Raw genomic sequence first — 21,765 nt, forward strand, 5'->3', positions numbered from 1 at the left:
TTAAACACGTATTATTTTCATTTTTTGTTCAATATGATTGGCTAAGGAACGAACGCTTGGATCTTGATAAAAATCTCTTAATGACAGTTCTGTGGACAATTCTTTTTGCAGTTTAGTCATCATTCGAATTGCCTGCATCGAATCGCCGCCCATTTCAAAGAAATTGTGATTGATTCCTATTTCATCCGCTTCAAATTGTAAAATCTCAGACCATAATTTTGAAACTAGTTGTTGCATTTCTGTCACGGGAGGCTCCCACTCTTCCACTGAGTGAGTTGTCTCATTTATAAGTGAATTCAATATTTTGTAATCTACTTTGCCATTAGGCGTTAGTGGGATTGAGTCAATACGTATAAATTGAGACGGAATCATATAACTAGCTATTTTATTCTCAAGGAAACAATGTAAGTCCTCAGTTTCAATATCATACTCGGTTATATAGAATGCAATAAGGCTTTTAATATTCTCCTTATCACTAGCTAAAATAATGCATTTTTCAATCTTTGAATGCTTATTCAAGTTTGTTTCAATTTCACCTAGTTCTACCCTATGACCTTGAATTTTTACTTGATTATCTTCGCGTCCAAGTAGTTCAATATTGCCATCTGGTAGATAACGTCCTATATCGCCTGTTTTATAAATGCGTTCTCCAGTTCGCGGATGAATAATGAAACTATTTGCAGTTTTCTCTTCATCCCTCCAATAACCTTTTGCAACCCCTAAACCACCGATATAAATATCTCCATATCCCCAAATAGGACAATGCTCTAAAAATGTATTCAATACATACATCTTCTGGTTTTTCATTGGTTTACCATAAGGAATACTCTTCCACTCTGCCTTTACATGTTCAATAGGGTACAGAATAGACCAAATAGACGCTTCTGTTGCACCACCTAATGAAATAACTTGTAGATTAGTATTTTTCGATAAATCTTTTATTTGATCTGGTAATGATAGTGGAATCCAATCTCCACTGAGCATGATTAAACGAAGAGTCTCAGGTATATTCAAGGTATTACTATAGACATACTCAACTAATAAAGACATAAGCTGTGGTACTGAATTCCAAACAGTAATTTGTTTTTCATTTATTAATTCAAACCAATGAATAGGATCTAGAACTTTTTCCTTATCCGGAATGACAATTGTTCCACCTGTTGCTAACATTCCAAAGAAATCATATACAGATAGATCAAATGTAAAACTAGATAGTGCTAACGCTTTATCCTGTGCACCTATAGAAAAACGATCATTAATATCTAAGATTGTATTCATTGCTGCCTGATGAGAAATCATTACTCCCTTTGGATCACCAGTGGAACCAGATGTAAAGATTACATAGGCTAAATCATCAGGATTCACTTTCACCTGAATCGATTCCTCACTGTATGCAGGGAAATCAAAGGTATCCACATTAATTACATGTATTGACGGGTTTTCTTCTATATTAATATCCAACCATGACTGAGTAAGAACGATCTTAACATCTGCCTTTTGAATTAGATAATCGATTCGTTCCTTAGGTAATTCTGGGTTTATCGGTAAATAGGCAGCATTTGCTTTAAGTATAGATAGTCCACCAACTGCCTGTTCCCAACCTTTATCCATGATTATACCGATAACCTGATTTTTCTTTGCTCCTAAATCGATTAAATAATTACCAAGAGAATTTGATTTTTTATCCAACTCCTGATACGTAAAGCAACGATTAGTCATCTCAATGGCAATTGTATTAGGATTCTGTAATGCTTGTCTCTCAAAACTTGCGTGCAGAAGTTCCTTTTCCCAATCTTGTTCCGTATCATTGATCATTATTCTTAATTCTTTCTGGTTATTTGGGATTAAAGAAATCACTTTTTGTTCCCAGATTTCATTATCTACAGCTACCTTCTCGACAAATGACCAATAACTCTCAAACATTTCTTTAATAAATCCTTCAGGATACACCTCTTCTACTACATCCCAGTTACACATTAAACGTTTAGTATCCTCCCAAACGCCACAATCAAGCCATACTTGTGATGTTTGTGTAATTCCATCTTCACTTACTGGTTTAAAAGGAATCGGTGTATCTTCTTGATCAGGTACTGGTACCACAAGTGCCGAAGTAAATACAACTGGCATCTTTGCTTGTGTCGCTTCACCTTGGACACTTGTCATAGCTCTAAGTACTTCAACTCCAGAAATATAATTATGTTCTAAATCTACCCATAAATCTTTTTGAATTTTTCGAGCTCTTTCAATAAATGTAGTATCCATTTGCTGGTCAATTGACAATAGCGTTAATGAAGTGAATTCTCCTACAATATCTGTAACTTGCGGATGAACTGCATGCCTGCTTAGGAACGTCAAATTCAACGAAAAGGCAGATTCCTTACTCCAAGCAGCAAATACCTCTGCATGTATCGCTAATAATAGAGCAGTAACAGTAATCCCATAGCCGCTCGCTTTTTTCTTTAATATTTCCCATCGTTCTCTTTCTAGGACTCGATGATATCGAGTGAATTTTGGATTTTGAATAGAACGTGGATTTCTTGCTATCGGGAAATCAGGAGCAGGAGGTAATGACTTTACTTTCTCGTTCCAATACTCTCTTGCTTCTTTATATTTTTGGGAATTCTTAATAATTTCTTGTTCGGCAAACACATAATCTCTAAATGAAAAATCTAAAGCTGGAAGCATCTCAGGTTTACCTTCGTATAGCACAACCAACTCCCTAACTAGATTGACAAAGCTCCAGACATCCCAAAAAAGAGCATCTGTTGAAAAATGAATTCGAGCTTTATTTTGAGGTAACTTTGTGATTCGAAGATCAAAGGTTGGCCACTCTGTCACGCATAATTGCTGATGTGACATTTCATCCTTTACCGCTTGTAAACCACTAGCACACTGCTCGTCATTTAAATTCTCTAAATTCCGAACTTTTATTTTATAATATGGAACTTCTTTTAATGTTTGTTGGTACCCATCTTCTGTAATAACCGTCCGTAGCATTTCATGTCGATTAATTAGTTGATTCCATGCTTGTTCAAAAGCCTCTATTCTTATACCTTCAGCTTCTAATTCATCATAGCTATGTGTTGTAACATTTCCTAACTCAAATATATCCTGTCTTCCTACCCAATACGCTTGTTGCACATCAGTTAACGGGAAAGGCTCATACTTATTTTCTTTTTTAGGTAGATATTCCGGAAGGTCATATTCCTCATTCTGATCTTTCCCCTCAAGTTTTGAAATATATTTAGCTAATTTAGATATAGTTGGATTTTCAAAGATTGCCTTTAGCGGAACATTTATATGAAACGCTTTACGGATTTGACTGGTGATTTGCATCGCCATAAGCGAGTGACCACCTAATTCAAAGAAATTATCATTAACCCCAATCCGCGGCTGCTTAAATGTTTGTTCCCATATGTCTTGTAACATACTTTCGGCTAAGGTTCTTCCCGAGATATATGAGGATATATACTTTTCTAAATCAGGAAGTGGTAACAATTTGCGATTAACTTTTCCATTAGCGTTGAGTGGTATTTGGTCGATTTTAATAAATTGATTTGGAACCATATAATCAGGCACATAAATTTTCATATGAGCTCTTAATTCTTGTGTAGAAATTTCTTTTTCACTTTCTACATAATAAGCAATTAGTTGCTTTTCATCGTTTTCACCAAAATCAACTACAATACCATCTTTTAAATCAGCGAACTTTAAAAGAACAGAGCTCACCTCATTTAGCTCCACACGGAAACCTCTAATTTTCACTTGACTGTCCATTCTACCAACCAGTTCTATATTCCCATCAGGCAAAAATCTAGCTAAATCCCCTGTTTTGTATAAATAAGAGGGCTCTTTACCTAGTGAATGATTAATAAATCTTTCATTCGTTAATTCATGTCGATTCTTGTAACCTTTAGCTACACCGTCCCCCCCGATGTATAGTTCCCCAATTACACCAATTGGCACTATGTTTCGCTCAGCGTCTAAAATAAACATTTGTTTATTGGCTAATGGTTTTCCGATTGGAACAGTAGATACTTGAGGTAAATATTCCTTATTCCATTCGAAATAAGATGTATCGATTGTATCTTCTGTTAAGCCATAAGAGTTGATTAATCTTGCTTCAGTATTTAAATACGACTGGAAGTTTTTATATTCATTCATATACCAAATATCAGAACCAAGTACTATAATTTTCATTTGCTCTAGTTTTTGTTTACTATCTGCGCAATACTGAATAAGATGACGGAAAACAGCTGGGACAAATTCTGCAAAATCAATTTTTTCCTTTACGATTAATTGGTACAATTCGCTTGAGTCTGTCAAATACTCTGGCGGACATAAAACTAGTTTTGCACCAGATAGAAGCGAGCGCACGATATCCCCTGTGCAAACATCAAAAGAAAAGCTCGCCATTTGCAAATGACTTTTTATTCCATCTGATAAAGCATAGGCTTCTTCCCAACCATAGTAAGCATTTAGAAGATTTCCATATGAAATAATTGCCCCTTTAGGCTGCCCAGTAGTTCCGGAAGTATAGATGATATAAGCTGTGTCATCTAAATTGATTTCTTCCCCTTGGTAATTTTCATTCATATCTTTCAATTCATCTTTAACCACGTTATTTAGAGCAATGACTTCATTTAAACTAAGCGATACATTTGGATTTAAGTTATGCGAGGTAATAAGCACCTTAATACCGCTATCTTTTATAATAAATTCTTGCCTTTCAATTGGATACTGAGGATCTATCGGAACATAAGCAGCACCTAATTTTAATACTGCCAAAATACTTGTAACCATTTCCATTGATTTATCAACCGATATTCCAACTAAATCATTCTTTTGGACGCCCTTACTATTTAAATAGTTGGCAAAACGGTTGACTTCTTTATCCAATTCACCATATGTTAATGAATGGTCTTTGTAAGAAAGAGCAATATTCCCTCGATTTTCTTGAACGACTTTCTCAAACAATGTCATTACAGATTCAGAAGAATTATAAAGTTTGTTAGGACCGCTCCCTAATGCAACTAGCTCCTCTTTTTCTTTTTCTGACATTAAATCTATATGAAAGATATTCTGTTCTAGATTCTTCGAGATTTGACCCAATAAATATAAGTATTGATTCGCAATCCTATGAATGGTATTTCTTTCAAACAAATCCGTATTGTACTCAAACACAATTTTTGGTAGGACGTCCCCACTTCCTTCAAAAATATCTAATGATAAATCGAACTTGGATGTTCCTGGATTTATATGCTCGAAATCAACGATAAGATTTTCTAATTGTATTGGTGGGATGGCATTTTGATAAGAGAATAAAACCTGAAATATTGGATTGTAACTTAATTCTCTAGTCGGGCGTACACATTCTACTACTGAATCAAATGAAACATATTTATTTTCAAATACCTGTAAGGAATTAGCTTTTACTTGCTTTAACAAATCTGTAAAAGTTAATTGGCTAGATAATTTGGTTCTAATCGGTAAAGTATTGACAAATAAACCAATCAAATCTTCTATCTCAGCTTGATCACGGCATGAGATTGGAAACCCTACAGTAATATCGTCCTGATTTGTATGGCGACTAAGTAGAACATTAAACGCTGCAAGAGTTATCATAAACAATGTTGTATCATTCTTTTTACATACTTCGGATAACTGATTGTAGATATCTCTAGACATCTCTAACGAGTATAAGTCTCCCTTATGGTTCTGCTCTTTTGGTCGTTTATAATCTAAAGGCAGATTGAGCAACTCTGTACACCCTTCTAATTCCTTCTTCCAAAATGCTAACTGCCTATCCTTTTCTTCTTCTGTCATATAGGATTTTTCCCATTCAACATAATCAGTATATTGAAGTTCGTTTAAATCAACAGCTTGTCTTACATTTCCTTCCTCTACCTGTTTATAAATTGTTAATAGCTGTTCTATGAAGTTTTCTAGTGACCAACCGTCAAATATAATATGGTGGAAGGATAAAACAAGTAGAAACTCCTGTTCTTCCTTTTGTAAAAGAGCCGTGCTCCATAATGGACCTTGTTCTAAATAAAATGGCTGTTGAAGAATATCCGTAATGAGTCCTTGAATTTGATCATCAGAATAGCCTTGCACATCTTTCAACTCTAAATTGATCTGATTCAATTGATTATTAATTTTTTGGTATCCTTCTCCATTCTCATTAGCCAAAAAATGCATGCGGAGAATATCATGCCTTTGGTTCATTAAATTAAGCGCTTCTTCCAAAGCTTTGAGATTTAATGAGCCTTTGAATCTTAAGCAACCAGGAATATTATAAAAAGGATTTCCACAATCTAAATTTTCTAGGAAAAATAACCTTTGTTGACTTGAAGATAGAGGGAAAGCGGTTTTCCCTCTTTCCCCCGGAACAATCTTTTTCTTTTCTTTATTAAGTTTTTTTTGTAACTCTTTTTTAAGTAACTCTTTTTTCTCTGCTGATAACTTAGATATATTTTCCGATAACTTATTCATCACATCTATTCCCCTTCTTCAGTTGCTGAAATTTCTTTTAATACTGCCTCTAATTCCGTTTGTGAATACGATTCCATCTCACTTATAAGCCCAGAAAGTTCAACATCCTCTTTCAAATGATTCGATTCAAAGATGTTCATAAGAATCTGCTCGGATAGATCTAAAATATTAATTCCTTTTAATAAATCCACAACAGCCATTTCTACATTTAAATCGCGTTCGATAAAATTCTTTAATTCAATGGATATCATAGAGTCTAACCCCCAACTTGTTAAAGATTGAGAGAGATTTAATTTCTTTTTACTCATCCGTAAAACAGTCGAAACAGTGTCTAGTAAATATTCTTGAATGGCGTTTAATTTAGCACTATCTTCATCTAGACTCTGAATTTGAGTTAATATACTCTCTGTCGTTTTTGAATCCATTGATTTTGTTTTAGAAGTAGCATCGATTAAATTAGAAATCATCAGTGGTGTATACTCGACTGGATAATTTCTTTGAGCAATTTTATTCCAATCTGCACCTAACACTGCCAATTGCGATTTTGATTGACTTAAAATTATTTCTAAACACTTTAAGCCCTCTTCCGGATTCATTGGGTTTAAACCTCTATCAGTAAAGAAAGTATTTAAATCCAATTTTGTAGCCATCCCTACTTCTTTCCAAGGTCCCCAATTGACACTAATAGTACGTTTTCCAAAAGAATTCCTATAAGAAGATAGCGCATCCAGGAATGCATTAGCTGCTGAATAATTACTTTGACCTGGAGAGACAACAAGTGAAGCAACTGAAGAGTACAATATGAAAAATTCTAATTCCTTGTCATCAAAATACTCATGTATATTCCATGCACCCCATATTTTTGGTCGTAGAACACTATTAAATTCTTCTACTCCCATGTCTTTCATTAGCTGAGGCTTCGCTGTACCCGCTGAATGAATGACACCTTTGACCTTTGGTAGGCCCATTTTATTAAATTTATCCATATATTCAGTTAATTGAGCTTTATTGGTGATATCAATAGATGCCACATGAATAGTAGCCCCTAATCGTTCCAACTCAATAATGGAATTAACTTTTGTATATTGAGGGTGATTACTGTCTATTTCTCCCCAACATTCTCTATTTGGAAGTTGTGTTCTTCCCATTAGAATAAAGTGGCGTGCCCCCTTCGAAATCATCCATTTCGCTGTTACAATTCCTAAAGAACCAAGCCCCCCTGTAATTAGATAAGTAACTGATGGATTAAAATGCACAGGGAAAGGCTTTGAATGACGATCGCTAAAATCATTCATGCCCAATCTGGCAACATATCTTTTTCCACTTCTATAAGCAATTTGATCCTCTGTATCTTCAAAAAAGATTTCATTTAAAATATTTTTTGAATCCTCATCATTCTCATGAATATCTAAATCAAGTATTCCTCCAAAAAGATGATAGAATTCTTGATGACCTATAACTCGTGACATTCCCCATAGACTAGATTGGGATAAATTCATCTCCAAGTCAGTATCAGCAATCTTCTGCGCTCCCCTAGTAACCAACCAAATCAGTCCTTCTTTATTGGTTACTTTACTTTCAGAGAGAGCCCTTAACAACAATAAAACTGAGTTTGTCGTTAATGTCTCTGCTTTTTCTAAAATATCTAGATTTAATGCTTCATTGTCTGATAAATCAAGACTCCATAAATGAAGGATCCGTTTACATTCATATGTTTCCAATAACTTTTTATATGATTCTTGATCACTAGCATCGATAATGGTACTAGATTGGGAGTTTACTAAAGAGTGTTGAACTAGTTTAACCTTTTCCCCTACCTTTTCCAGTAAAGAAGCTATTTTATGTCCTACTCCTCCTTTATCAGTGAAAATAAGCCAATATCCCTCACCTACAGCTACTTTCTTCTCGTCTTGCTTCAGTTCTGATTCCTGCCATTGTAATTCATAAAGTCTTTGTTGATCGGATGATGAATGATTTACTTCTTGTAAAGAAACGGCTTTACATTGATTAATCTCTAAAATCACTTCGCCTTGTTCATTTACTAAATAAATATCGCCAATTAGACTACCTTCAGATTTTTCATTAATTTTTGCGTAAATCCACATCTGATCCGTTAGTGAGTGATAAACTTTACCTTTCCCGATTTCAACTGGCATATATACGGTAGGCGTTTGCTCGAATGGCAATGCTGCAGCCATTACTTGAAAGCACAAATCCAGAACAGCTGGATGAATAGTATATTCGTTCACGTCTTTTAACAGTTCTGGTTTTATTTGAATTCGACCCATAGATTCGTTTTCATGTTGATTTCTCCATAACTGTTCTATCCCTTGGAATTGTTCACCATACTCTAAGCCTAATGTTTTAAAATGTTGATAACATGCTTGTTTGCTGACCGAATCGGTAATTCGGCTTTTTAAAGTCTCAATTTCTATTTGCCTTCTTGTTGTAGAAACTGGATAAACGACCCCTGTAGCATTAAGTTCCCAAGGTTGTTCTTCTTCACAAAGGTGACTAAAGATTTGAAACTCACCTTTTTTGTCATTGTATGTGAGATTCATTTCAACATCTTTTTCGTGCGTTAAAAATAATGCTTTTTTGAATTGAATATTTTCGACACTTAATGTTACATCGTCTTTCCCATACATTTCTCTAACAGCTGATAAAGCCATATCCACATATCCAGCACCTGGGAAAACAATTGTACCTTGAATTTTATGGTCACTGATGAATGGCAAATTATTAATATTTAATTCATTTTTCCAAATATAATTTAATGCATCTATCCGTTCTCCTAAAATTGGATGCGCTTCATTATTTCCTAATCTATCTCGCATCGCTTGCTCTGTTTCTGCCCAATAATACTCTTTTTGCCATGGGTACAACGGTACTTTTGTAGAATATCTATGGCCTTCATTCAACATTTTCCAATCTATTTCAATCCCGTTTACATACAGTTGCATATAAGTTTGATTAATATAATCTATTTCCGATTCTTTTCTTCTAAGAGAAGAATGAATATTCCCATCTACTCCACATTGTTTTAAACATTCATTAATAGACGATGTAAGAACAGGATGAGGACCAATTTCAAGGAAAGAGCGGAAATCATTTTTAATAAGTTCTATACAGCTTTCAGCAAATCGAACTGGGTACCTAATATTTTTCCACCAATACCCTGCATCGAAATATGTCTCATTACACAGTTTCCCATCAACAGTAGAATAGATTGGGATTACTGGTTTATTAGTCTGGATATCTTTTAAGGAAAATAATAATTCTTCTTTAATTCTCTCCATGTAATGACTATGATAAGGTACATCTACTTGTAGGTATTTACAGAAAACTTTATCCGCGTCTAATGATCTAGAAATTTTATCTAGAGCAATTTCATCTCCTACAAGTGTTATAGAATTAGGGCTATTAATTGCAGCAACAGATACGACTTCCGAATAATTTTCAACATAAGGTTTAATAGCTTCTTCAGACATCCCGACGGCTAACATTTTGCCTTCTCCGGTTAATAGCTGTTGCAATCTACTTCTTGTATAGATAACTTTAACAGCTTCTTCAAGGCTTAAGATACCTGATACAAATGCAGCTGCAGCCTCTCCAGCACTATGGCCAATAATTGCAGCTGGTAGAACCCCTTTTGATTTCCATAATTCATAAAGGGCCACTTGAATGGCGAAATTTGCTGGTTGTGAAAGCTTAGTTTGTGACATTAACGAATCACTTTCACTTTTCATCATTTCATCTCGTAAAGACCAACCAGATAAATTCAGGAAAATCTTGTCGACTTTATCAATTGTATTCTTAAATATTTCCTCTTTCTGATACAACTCATGACCCATTCCCCACCATTGTGGACCCATACCTGTAAATACAAATACTAATGGTGATTTAGTAGATACAACCCCTTCACATATAAAGGAATTTGTTTGATCAGATAAAAAGGCATTAAGTTTATTCTGTAAGTCTCTAATTGAATTAGTAATAATCGCTAATCGTTGTGAGTGGTGATCCCTTCTACAGCCCAAAGTGTATCCTAAACTTTCCAATGATGTCTGATTGTTAGTAAGAGATGATTTTAATTGATTTGCAAAGTCATGTAATGCACTTTCGTTCTTTGCAGATAATGGTATTAATACGTCTTTCTCACGTTGAGTATTTTCAGAATGATTATTTTGCGTAGGGATATATTCTTCAATTAATACATGTGCATTAGTTCCACCAAAACCGAAGGAATTAATTGCAGCTCTTTTGGGACCATTTGTTTCTGGCCAAGGTATGTTTTCTTGAGGGACTGTTAGGCCCAATTCCTCAAAATCAATATCCGGATTGACTTTATTTAAATGAAGATGTTTTGGAATCAAATTATTTTTCATACTCATAACAGTCTTAATAACACCAGCAATCCCAGCCGCTGCTTCAGTATGTCCAATATTTGTCTTGACAGAACCTATTATTGTTTTTTCACCATCTATACGCCCTTTTGAAAAGACCTTTCCAATTGCTTTAGCCTCAATTGGATCCCCAACTGGTGTTCCAGTTCCGTGGGCTTCAACATACTGAATGCTAAAAGGTGAAATTCCGTTTTGTCCATAAATATTTCTCATTAGATTTTCTTGGGCTTGACCATTTGGTACTGTAATACTGGATGTATGACCGTCTTGGTTACTTCCTGATGCACGAATGAGTGAATGAATATGATCTCCATCTGCAATTGCTTGAGAGAGGGGTTTCAATATAATTACTCCCGCACCTTCCCCACGAACATACCCATTTGCACGACTATCATACGTTTTTGAACGACCATCTGGTGAAAGCATTCCTGCTTTTGATTCAGCGATAAAATATTCCGGCTTTAACATTACATTGACGCCGCCGACTATCGCCATTGAAGATTCTTTTTGTAATATACTTTGACAAGCAAGATGTAATGCTACTAAAGATGCCGAACATGCTGTGTCCACAGAGAGTGAGGGTCCTTTCAAATCAAATGCATAGGATAAGCGGTTCGATAATAAAGTCATCATTGAACCTGTAGCAGAATGTGAATCAATACCACACCTATTCTTATCCGTAAATTGCAATAATTTCCAATCAAGAGTAAATGCTCCTATATAAACCCCTACGTCCTTCCCTGCTAAACTTTCAGTTGGTAATCCGGCATCTTCAAATGCTTCATGTGTCACTTCTAATAACAAACGTTGTTGCGGGTCTAATAAGCTGGCTTCTCTTGGTGATATTCCAAAAAATTCCGCATCAAACTCGGCAATTTTATCGAGAAACCCTCCCCATTTAGCTTTAGTTTTACCTCTTTTTTTACTATTAGGATCATAATAATGATTAATGTTCCACCTATCTTTTGGTATCTCCGTTATAGAATCCTTTCCCGCTAAAATGTTATTCCAAAATTGATCTGGATTATTACCATTACCAGGGAATTTACATCCCATTCCAATAATTGCAATTGGCTCATTTTTTTGATTCATGCCTATCTCCCCTTTTACAGTTTTTAGAAAAATACCAACAAAATATAACATCATTTTACATTATTAACAAAAAATATTGTATTAAATTTATGTGAAAAATTTAAAATTTTCATTAATTTGTAATTTTCTATTAAAGTATTTATATCTATTAGTGGAAATATATTGAAAAATAAAAACCTGTAAATTACAATATTATTTAGTAATAATTATCAACCGAATACCTTTTATAGAAATATTTTACATTTATAATCATTATCCATTTATCTTTTGAAGTTGTAAAATTATTTTTGTCTGCATAATAAATTAAATTTGAAATTACAAAGAATAGGAACTTGATTAGTTAAAAATCTAATTTTACAACATTTTACATCCCATCCTCACTTTCGCAATCATTTTCCTTTTATCTTTTGAAATTGTAAAATCATTTTTTGCTAGATATTAGACAAAAATTGATAATTCAAGCTAATGGTACCTTGCAGTCAAACATGTTAGTCTGAAAATTATGAATTTAATTCACACAATGATTGGGGTTTTTACTATGAAATTAGGCTATTAGAGAAAGAAATAGTTATTATTTTTTATAGAATTGTCAGTCAATCAATTAGAGTTGAAGCAAAAATTTATTGAACTTTACAAACAAATATTCTCGTTCAGAGGAAGATACATCGTTTTATTTTTTGAGTAAAAAACATAAATAAACTATTTTTGGGAGGTACTTCTAAATGAAAAATGAATATCATGCAATTTTTGGAACAGGTCCACTAGGACTAGCGATAATGGATCAGCTTATTCAAGAAGGTAAAAATGTACTTTTAGTGAATACGAGTGGAAAAGCGGATGTTCCTCCGTCTGTAAAGGTCATAAAAGGAGATGCTACGAAACTAGAAAGTGTAATGGATATTTGTAATTCTCATAAAATTTCAGTCCTTTATCATTGCCTAGGACTTCCCTATTCATCTTGGGCAGAGTTATTTCCAATAATGATGGATAATATTATCGAAGCAGCTGCAATTCAACAGATTAAAATAGTTTACGCAGATAATCTCTATGCATACGGTCCTCATGACAAACCACTTAACGAAAATGCTTCATATAATACAGTTGGTATGAAAACAAAAGTGCGGGCTGAAGTAGCAACAAAATTAATGAATGCGCATAAATCTGGTAAGGTTCAAGCAACGATTGGTCGCGGTACGGATTTTTATGGACCACGTGTCAAAACTTCAGCATTAGGGCAACAAGTAATTAAAAATTTAATGGAAGGAAAGCCAGCAGATCTTTTGGGGAATCCTGATACAAAACACTCCTATATTTTTATACGTGATTTTGCTAAAGGACTTATAATGCTTGGAGAACATGAAGATGCATTAGGCGAAATTTGGCATATCCCTACTAACGAACCTAATACTACACGCACAATTGTACAAAAAGTTGCAGATGAGCTTGGTACAACACCTAAGTATAGAGTTGCTGGGAAGTTTATTGTTAATATTGCAGGATTATTTAATTCCGATATGAAAGAGCTTAAAGAATTAATGTACCAGCACTTATACGATTTTGTTGTAGATTCGAAAAAATTCAAGGGAAAATTTCCAATTTCAATTACCCCCCAAGATGAAGCGATACGGCAAACGGTTGATTGGTATAAAACAGCCTATAAATAATTTAATGACAACTGTCGAGAACAAAAAATCATATAGTATCTTACCCGTCAAACCAATGAGACAACAACCGTTACCCGAAGTTTGACTGGTTGTGATGGCCCTAATTCTATTAAAAGTAGGTGATGAAAAACGAATTGTTTTTCATCACCTACTTTTTTATAGACCTAAATAAAAAATGTTTACATTGAAATCATACTCAAGCTTCTATAACACATATGTTGGATTGACAGGATATTCGTTAAATCGAAAGGGGATGGATGAATGGATGCTCGAACTTTCAGACCTCGGAATGTGATTTTTATGACGCTTGTTGTTTTTGTATCGGTGTTAATTGGTTACGGTATATATATAAATTTTATTAGTGTTCCCTTTCCATGATGGCCTTACTTCTTTAACTGACTTAACAAGTATTTTCGGTTGTCTACTATGCGCTGATCATTTGGCTTATATTTCCGTGCTTCCTCATTATGTTGATGGGCATTTTCATAGAGACGCAAACGATTGTATAACAAGCTTAGCTGTAAATGTGGAAGCCATGTAGAATAAGCGTGCTTGTGAATAGCCATTGTCTGTTCTATAGGTTGCTGCAACGCTTGTGAATACCAATAAATCGCCTCTTTATTTTTCAATTGCTCCATAAAAAAATGACCAATTCGACAGCATGTTTCAGGTCTTGGTCGATCATACAATAATGATTGTAAAACAGCTTGGGTTGCTTGTTTTGAATCGTGTAGCTGTTGATGGCAATCCGCTAAATTTAAGCAAGCCTGAATATTATTATCAGTAGAGCCTAGTGTGGAATCTAGGAAACTATTATAGTGATTAATAGCTTCTAAAAATCGCTGATGATTTTTAAACTCATTAGCATAATGAAATGTATCTCTAGCTGAAAATGGGTGCCCTTCTTTCTTTAAACGCTCATAAATACGAATATTGCGATGAACATCACTTTTTCTTGGCAAATGCATAACCGCTATATCGCTATGATAGAGCTGACCTGAAACATCTAAATACTCATGGACGGCACCCTGCCACTGAAAATTACGTGCACGTTTGACAAGACGAAATCTTTTTTCACTAGATTCTACACAGCCATCTGCATCCATCGTTACATAATATTCCATTGAAACAGCATCGACGTTAGGATAGAGAGAATTCTTAAGCTGAAGTAGCTTGTGCTGATGTTCTGTTGTAATCACATCATCTGCATCGAGCCAAAAAATATAATCTTTCGTTGCTTGCTGGAAGGAAAAGTTACGGGCTTTTGAAAAATCATCACACCATGTAAAGTCAAAAATTCGAGAGGTATAGCTTCGGACGATATCTTTTGTACGATCAGTTGAGCCTGTATCAATAATATTGATTTCATCCACTAAATGTTGAACGGAATCTAGGCATCTTTCAATAATACATTCTTCATTTTTGACAATCATACATAAACTAATCGTTAGCATCTGTCCCCTCCTTTTTTGTATTAATATATGCAAGTTTGAAAATTTATCGAGGCATTTTTCCATTTTATCGTCTAACTTTTTTATTTATCGCTCAACTTTTTGAATTTATCACCCAGCTTTTCCGTTTTATCGACATCCACCTCAAAAAGCACAAAAAAACGAACGCTATACACGTCCGTTTTTTCGTCTTATAGGTATTTTTCACGCCATTGTAGCTGTTCTTTTTCTGTGAGCTGTTGTTCTAAATAAGAATCCCATTGATTTAACAACGCATTCCAGACACGAACAAAGACAATATCCTGCTCTTTATTGTAAAGAACAAATTCAAGGCATGGGCTATCATTAATTTGTTTAGCGTCTGTTTGAACAATTTTAGAAATGATTTTTTGAGAGGCTCCAGCTTGTCCATCATCCTCTTGCTGCAATGCATCTATTAACATCGCTTCTTCAAAATGCTCCTGCTTCTCAGCCTCTTCATCCACATAGCGATATAGCTCTGGTAGATCGTCATATTCTTCCATATTATCCTCGTCGACAGTAAGAAATGCAAGATGGCATGGGCTATAGTAAAGGTTGGCCATTTCAACATCTAGCTCCTCTTCAAAGATACCACGTTCCAGTTGCTGCTGCCCTTTAGATGTTAATCTATAGAAGTTTTCCTTTTGCTCAATAAGACTGGCTCGAGACATTAATGATACTAAATCCTCAATAAATAACGGATCGACTAGCAATAACTCACTTAATTCATGTGTACTTGCAAAATCCGCTTCCTGTATGCTTATTAACAGCATCGTCATTAAGACATCCATAGTGGAACGACGAACTGGCTCATAGGTCACTTCTACTGTGCGAATCGGAATACACCATTCATCAGTTTTGATAATTTTAATATTCCGATTTTGCTGCAGTTCACGCATTAAGCGCTGCTGTAATTTTGACACTCTACATCACCTGACCTTCATGATTACGCAAGCCGTTATAGGATTTCACTGTATCTAACAGATTACTGTACATGTCACGTGTATCTTGATGTTTCGCACGTTTGGCAAACATCTCAGCACTTCCGACAAGTAGTAAGAGCTCTCGGGCACGAGATAAGGCAACGTTTAAGCGGCGATAATCTCTTGCAAAGCCAATGTCTCCTCCTTTAGGTGTATTACGTACCATACTGACTAATATGACGTCCATCTCCATACCTTGGAACTTATCGACTGTCCCTGTTCTAAACTGAAGATGTGGTAGCTGTAATTCCTGTTGAAGAAGGCGATTAATTCTCTTTACTTGCTCCCCATAAAAGCTAATAACTCCAACGCTTTTTTGTGCATCTTGTGGCATGCGACCTGCCTCTTTTGCTGCGATAACAGCATCATTTAGGTCTATTAAAATACGGCGAATTGTTTGTAATTCACCCTCATTATAACGACTCGTTCCTCCCTTCACCTGCTCCTCTAGATAAGGTTTTTCGGTAGGAATATCAATCCACATTAAATGATCATCACGGCTCACAAATTGCCCTTCTAGGCTATGGTCTCGTGCTGCATCGGAATCTGGTAAACCACATTGCAGACCATTTTCCTCTTTTGCGTAAAATGGTGTAATACTATGCATAATTTTTTCATGCATACGGTATTGCAATGCCAGCATTTGTTTATGTGTTTGCGGCAAATTATTAAATAAGCGTTCAAAAAGTGATTCACGCAGTAAATTTTTCAATTCCTGTGCGCCATCAAAGTTTGGATTTTCATCTAACATCGCCTTTAACGTTTCCTCTAACGTGTCATCTCCAAGTAGTGGAGGTAGCTGATGATGATCGCCCACTAAAATAACTTTCTTACCCTTAAGCATCGGTAATAGTAGCTCTGGTGGTGTTGCCTTTGATACTTCATCAATAATGACAACATCAAATGTTGGGTAGTTCTCCATAAATTCCTTACTCGCTGAAGCAACGCATGTTGTACCGATAACATTAGCGTGGCGCACATATAATTTACGAATTTCATCTAAATCATATTCCGTAGCGTTTTGCAGCTTGTCACGCCATTGCTCTTGTATTTTTTTTCGAAGAGGTAGCTGCTGTTCTTTGCGCTGTAATTCCTCTATCGCTGTTTTGGAGGATACAATTGCTTCCTCTACTTCCTCGAAAGTGCGCTCTGGTGTTGATTGCAGGAGACTAGTACATGCTGTGAGCTGCTTTTCCTTCTTCAATCCAGCTATATTAATTTCTTTTATACGTTCTTCTACTTGTGCAAGCTCCTGTTCAATCTCTTGTAAGCTAGTCTGCGCTGTTTGAAGGGCCGCTTTCTTTGGTAGGAGCTGTGTATGAGCATGTTCAACTGCCTCAAGCTGTTGACTTGCTGTTTGAAGAGAAGTCTTTGATTGCGATACAAGTATTTTTAAATGCTCTACAGATTCCTCTGGCTCAGCATCAATTTGGAATGCCTCAGCTAGCTGCTGAAGTCGTTCTGTATGCTGTAAAAACGGCTGCAATTGTCGCTGTAAGCTTTGGACGTCAAAGCTTGTAATTGCACACTCTTGATGTATTAGTCCACCAATATTTTTACGTAAGGACTCAAACTCCTGATCTTTATGCTCTTGTTGTTGTTTAAGAGCTACACCTTTTTGCCAGACAAAATCACGACGCATATATAATCCGAGCAAGAAGCTCTCAATTTGTTCAGCAGGTGGGGTTTGATCATCTTCAAAGGCTTTATTAAGCTGGGCAAAAACACCTGTGAGATTTTGCAACGAAAACGATTGAACTGGCTGTAATCTACTTTTAGCAAGGGCACGTTCCTTTTCTTCATATGCTACTAATGCTTCAAGCTTTGTGATAGCCTTTTGTAGACGTCCATTAATTGTTGACCATGCTTCTAAATCCTTGGCGTCCTCTAAATGCTGTAACCGATTGATTTGTTGTGTCAGCACATAGGAAGGGCGAACTTGATAGTGCTGTAAAAATCGTTGGATTCGCTCATAGGACGTTAAATTACCGATATATTTTTCCGCTTCCTTCATTAATCGAAGCCGGTTACTTTCTTCTTCATATTTCGATTGAATATCTTTGAACTGCAGGGTCAGCTGCTGCTTTTGCTCTTGCAGCTCCTTATATTGAGCAGCTGCTTCCAATTGCTCCATCTTTCGGGAAGTTTCTTCTATAGTAAGCTTTAACTGCTCTATTGATGGGTTTTCAGCAATGGTCTGCTCCAGTGTCTTTACAGCAGGCTCGATTTGCGCCAGCTGTTTTTCGTAATGCTCTTTTTGCGCCTCGCACTCCTGCTGTTCAGCTTTTGCAGCCTTCAATTCTTTTTTTAACGCTTGGATTTCCTGCTGTAAAATAGGCTCGTCTATTGCAGCCTGTTCTTTTGCAGCTATTTCTTTTGTTAGTTCCTCAAGCCATTCCTTAAGCTTTTCTTGCTCTTCCTTAGCTTTGATTAAACTAGATTTCAGTTCCTGCTCACGTTCAGTAAATGCTGTGATTTCCTCTTCAATCGCTGCAAGAGTTTGCTCACGCCAATGAAGCGCAACATTTTCTTCAATAAATTTTTTACCCTCTTCTTCAATACTTTCCGTTCTACCATAGCGTAAAATTCGAATTTCTTGATTGGAAAGAAGTCGGCCCAATGCATTATCCACGGCTAGATTTGATTGAGAAGCTACAAGTGTTTTTAAACCAGCCTTGACATTTTGCTGACAAATTTCAGAAATAACGGTGGTCTTCCCTGTGCCGGGAGGTCCCTGAATCACATACAAATCTTCAACAGACAATGCCCCTAAAACGGCCCGTCGTTGATATTCGTTTAAATTATTGTGAAAATCAATATCGTCTCGTAGCTTTGCTGTGCGAACAGTTGGGCGTTTTTCAAATAGTATTGTCTCTAAATTAGGGTTAACGGCCTCACCTTTTTCTAGCTTTGTAAAACCATTACGTAATCGTCTAATTTGACTCAATGTCGCAAAATTACTAAAACTTGCTTGCTTAGAACGAAGGTTAAGTTGATCTTTACGTGCTAAATCCTGCACAAAAGGCTTCAAGTCAATTTCTACTGTCTGCTTCCCTGCATTAGCCTTTAATACTTGTCCAATTTCACCACGTACCCCTTGAATGTTCACACTTAACCCTTCAAGCTTCTTCCATTCCTTTGACTTTATATAAGGGCAGACAATGGTAAGCCGCGTAAAATCTTCATTAAAATAGCTTTGCTTAAATTCGGTATGAATATCATCAACGGTCGCATCACGTTCTTGAATTTTTAAATAGCCTTCCCAGCTCCCGATACGCTTTTTTACATATTCTGTGCGCTCCTCGGCTATTGGTAACTCTCTTATTTTTGTATGAAGATTAAGCGGAATCCCTGCTCCATTATTAGGTCTTGTGACAAATTGTAATGCTGCTGGTAGGCGTCGGTTTGTATTAATCGGGCCTCGCATATGTACAAACCGAAGATTTGTAGCTAGCAATCCTTCAACCTTTAGCACACAATCCATAATGGCTGTTTTCTCAGCCATGACATCCGTTAACTTTTCATTCTGCTCCGCATTAAAATAAATCGATAAAAACGTTTCACCAAGTGTTTTTGCCTTACGTTTTTCGATGTAAACAGTGAAAGTTTTTTGTAACGCAAAAAAGGCATGCTCATTTGCTGAGCATTCCTCTACCGCTTCCTTCGCTTTATTTGTCAAAATGAGATTACAGCGTTGTTTTTCTAGTAAAGCTATGTCCTGCATGAGCAGCCCTCCCTTCCGAATCACTAAAGTTCAATTTTATCACATCGTAAAAGGATACATCAATTATGCCTCGGCATAATTGCGTCAGGAATCGGCTGGAAGAAGTTAAAAGAAAAATCCCCTGCCCAGTGATTTCCTTCCACTGTCCAAGGGATAAAATTTTCTTAATGTTGATCAATCGGTTCTTTTGGCAATGTTTTGCTCATTTCACAGTACTGCACAAAAACACGAGCCAATTCACGTAAACGATCATGAACATCTTCGTCGACAATATTATTATCTGCATCGAAGTGAGATGTGTGTGTATATACATAGTTCGGCGTTACAAGTGCACGGAAGTAGTCTAAAATTGGTTTCAGTTGATTTTCTACTACTAAATGGTGCTGGTATGTGCCACCATTGGCAACGATAGATACTGGCTTATAGCGCATTGTTTTCGGATGCAAGAAGTCAAATGCATTTTTTAAAACACCCGGAATCGATGCTTGGAAAATCGGTGTAGCGATAATATACGCATCCGCTTCCTCGAACTTTTGAATCATTTCCTTCATGTCATCATTTAACGGTGAACCGTCTACAATTTGATGCTTATATTGACTAAAATGCATAATTTCTAACTCGAAACTTGCATCTAATTCTTTAATGTATTGCTCCACTTGCTCTAAAATAGCACCAGTTTTACGACCAAACATTGTGCCATCAACGAGTAAAATTTTCATTTTCACTTTGCCTCCACTTTCATCTTCTACAAGAATATTGTAACAAATGAAAAGAGGCACGGAAAGAAATGCAGTAGTTAAACATGTAAATTCAGTCTTTAGTCGGAACGTAGTCTACACAAGAAGTCGGAACGGAAATCGACCCCACGTTATGGTGATGGATCTTTATTTATCCTCACGATGATGAAAATTTACTTCTTTATCTACAACAGTTTCTTCTATCTTATATTTATCTCGATTTATAACGACTTCTCGATTTACTTTATCTCCTTCATCGTTAGAGCCTGGTAATTTGTGCTTATCCCAATTAAATAATTTCTCCTTCGAAACATCCTCATCCTGCGTTTCAGGAAAATCTAACTTAGCCAATTCCTGAGATTGATAAACAGTAACAGGCTGTTTAGTACCGTTCTGCAGAGCAATTACGATCATCGCCTTTGCAACCTGGGAGGCTTCTATAGACCTCGAGCGTTTTAGTGGCCCCACTAATAGCGGCTTTACAAACTTTAAAACTTGCTCTCCTGCTTTTTCACCTAAGCGAAATTCCTCTCTCTCCCCAACTAATAACGATGGGCGAATAATAGAAAGTCTCTGTAAACCTAGCTCCAATAAATCATGCTCTAGCTTTCCTTTTACTCGATTATAGTAAAATGGAGAATTTTCATTCGCCCCCATCGCTGTGATGACAAGCATATGTGGAATTCCTCGTTTTTTTGCTAACGAAGCTATCGTTAGCGGATATTCAAAATCAACTTTCTCAAATTCCTCACGCGATCCAGCTTTTTTAATTGTTGTTCCTAAACAACAATAGAGCTCATGCGCCAATTCGATATCTTTTTCTTCTAAAGTATCAAAATTACAAATTTTTACTTCTAGCTTTGGATGCGTAAATGCTGGTTCTCTTCGTGCAATTACTGTAACCGAAACATATTCATCATTCTCACATAATTGTTTGACAAGAGAGGTACCTGTTAATCCAGTAGCCCCTACAACAATCGCTGCGCGCATTCCCATTGGTTGTACCCCTTTCTGTACTCTGTTCGCTCCAGAAGTCGCATTACTGGAAGAACGTAACATTTTATTTTTGGTAATGAACTAAAACAATCGTATGTATATTCCCGATAGCTCTACTTTATTTATCGGACAATGAAGGAACTCTTACTCTTTTAATTTTAGGAGTTTTGAAAAACTATTTAAAAGCAATACAGTT

The 21,765-nt window shown here is 36.0% G+C and carries 8 protein-coding genes; 1 reads left to right on the forward strand and 7 read right to left on the reverse strand.

The features are described from left to right. Nucleotides 1-6,495, reverse strand: coding sequence for an amino acid adenylation domain-containing protein (locus ACVWXS_RS07855; protein WP_456957403.1), 6,495 nt, complete (start codon nt 6,493-6,495; stop codon nt 1-3). A 5-nt stretch (nt 6,496-6,500) separates the two neighbouring features. Next, on the reverse strand, nt 6,501-11,993 hold the full coding sequence (locus ACVWXS_RS07860) for a type I polyketide synthase (protein ID WP_456957405.1): 5,493 nt from the start codon (nt 11,991-11,993) through the stop codon (nt 6,501-6,503). Nucleotides 11,994-12,715: 722 nt separating this feature from the next. On the opposite strand from ACVWXS_RS07860, the gene ACVWXS_RS07865 reads away from it, so the two are divergent. Continuing rightward, nucleotides 12,716-13,657 (forward strand): NAD-dependent epimerase/dehydratase family protein, encoded by a 942-nt coding sequence (locus ACVWXS_RS07865; protein ID WP_456957407.1) that lies wholly within the window; start codon nt 12,716-12,718, stop codon nt 13,655-13,657. Between the two features lie 383 nt (nt 13,658-14,040). Here ACVWXS_RS07865 and ACVWXS_RS07870 read toward each other — a convergent pair whose 3' ends face one another. The 5 genes from ACVWXS_RS07870 to ACVWXS_RS07890 form a co-directional block, all read right to left on the reverse strand. Beyond that, nucleotides 14,041-15,111: a glycosyltransferase gene (locus ACVWXS_RS07870; protein WP_456957409.1), complete on the reverse strand. Its 1,071-nt coding sequence runs from the start codon at nt 15,109-15,111 to the stop codon at nt 14,041-14,043. 188 nt (nt 15,112-15,299) lie between these two features. Then, the gene (locus tag ACVWXS_RS07875; RefSeq protein WP_456957411.1) at nt 15,300-16,052 is read right to left on the reverse strand and encodes a hypothetical protein; all 753 of its coding nucleotides are present in this window, start codon (nt 16,050-16,052) and stop codon (nt 15,300-15,302) included. Between the two features lies 1 nt (nt 16,053). Further along, complete coding sequence (locus tag ACVWXS_RS07880) at nt 16,054-19,836, reverse strand: DEAD/DEAH box helicase (RefSeq protein ID WP_456957413.1); 3,783 nt, start codon at nt 19,834-19,836, stop codon at nt 16,054-16,056. A gap of 164 nt (nt 19,837-20,000) precedes the next feature. Further along, entirely contained in the window at nt 20,001-20,555 is a 555-nt protein-coding gene (locus ACVWXS_RS07885; protein WP_374967615.1) for an NADPH-dependent FMN reductase, read from the reverse strand. Nucleotides 20,556-20,720: 165 nt separating this feature from the next. Beyond that, nucleotides 20,721-21,569, reverse strand: a complete 849-nt coding sequence (locus ACVWXS_RS07890) for an NAD(P)H-binding protein (RefSeq protein WP_456957415.1) — start codon at nt 21,567-21,569, stop codon at nt 20,721-20,723. Nucleotides 21,570-21,765 lie beyond the last annotated feature (196 nt).

It is taken from the genome of Lysinibacillus sp. TE18511 (genome assembly GCF_054062295.1).

Excerpts from the sequence above, each read along its gene's own strand:
- ACVWXS_RS07865 (WP_456957407.1), top strand. The coding sequence starts at position 12,716 with ATGAAAAATGAATATCATGCAATTTTTGGAACAGGTCCACTAGGACTA.
- ACVWXS_RS07880 (WP_456957413.1), bottom strand. The coding sequence starts at position 19,836 with ATGCAGGACATAGCTTTACTAGAAAAACAACGCTGTAATCTCATTTTG.
- ACVWXS_RS07890 (WP_456957415.1), bottom strand. The coding sequence starts at position 21,569 with ATGGGAATGCGCGCAGCGATTGTTGTAGGGGCTACTGGATTAACAGGT.
- ACVWXS_RS07855 (WP_456957403.1), bottom strand. The coding sequence starts at position 6,495 with ATGAATAAGTTATCGGAAAATATATCTAAGTTATCAGCAGAGAAAAAA.
- ACVWXS_RS07885 (WP_374967615.1), bottom strand. The coding sequence starts at position 20,555 with ATGAAAATTTTACTCGTTGATGGCACAATGTTTGGTCGTAAAACTGGT.
- ACVWXS_RS07870 (WP_456957409.1), bottom strand. The coding sequence starts at position 15,111 with ATGCTAACGATTAGTTTATGTATGATTGTCAAAAATGAAGAATGTATT.
- ACVWXS_RS07860 (WP_456957405.1), bottom strand. The coding sequence starts at position 11,993 with ATGAATCAAAAAAATGAGCCAATTGCAATTATTGGAATGGGATGTAAA.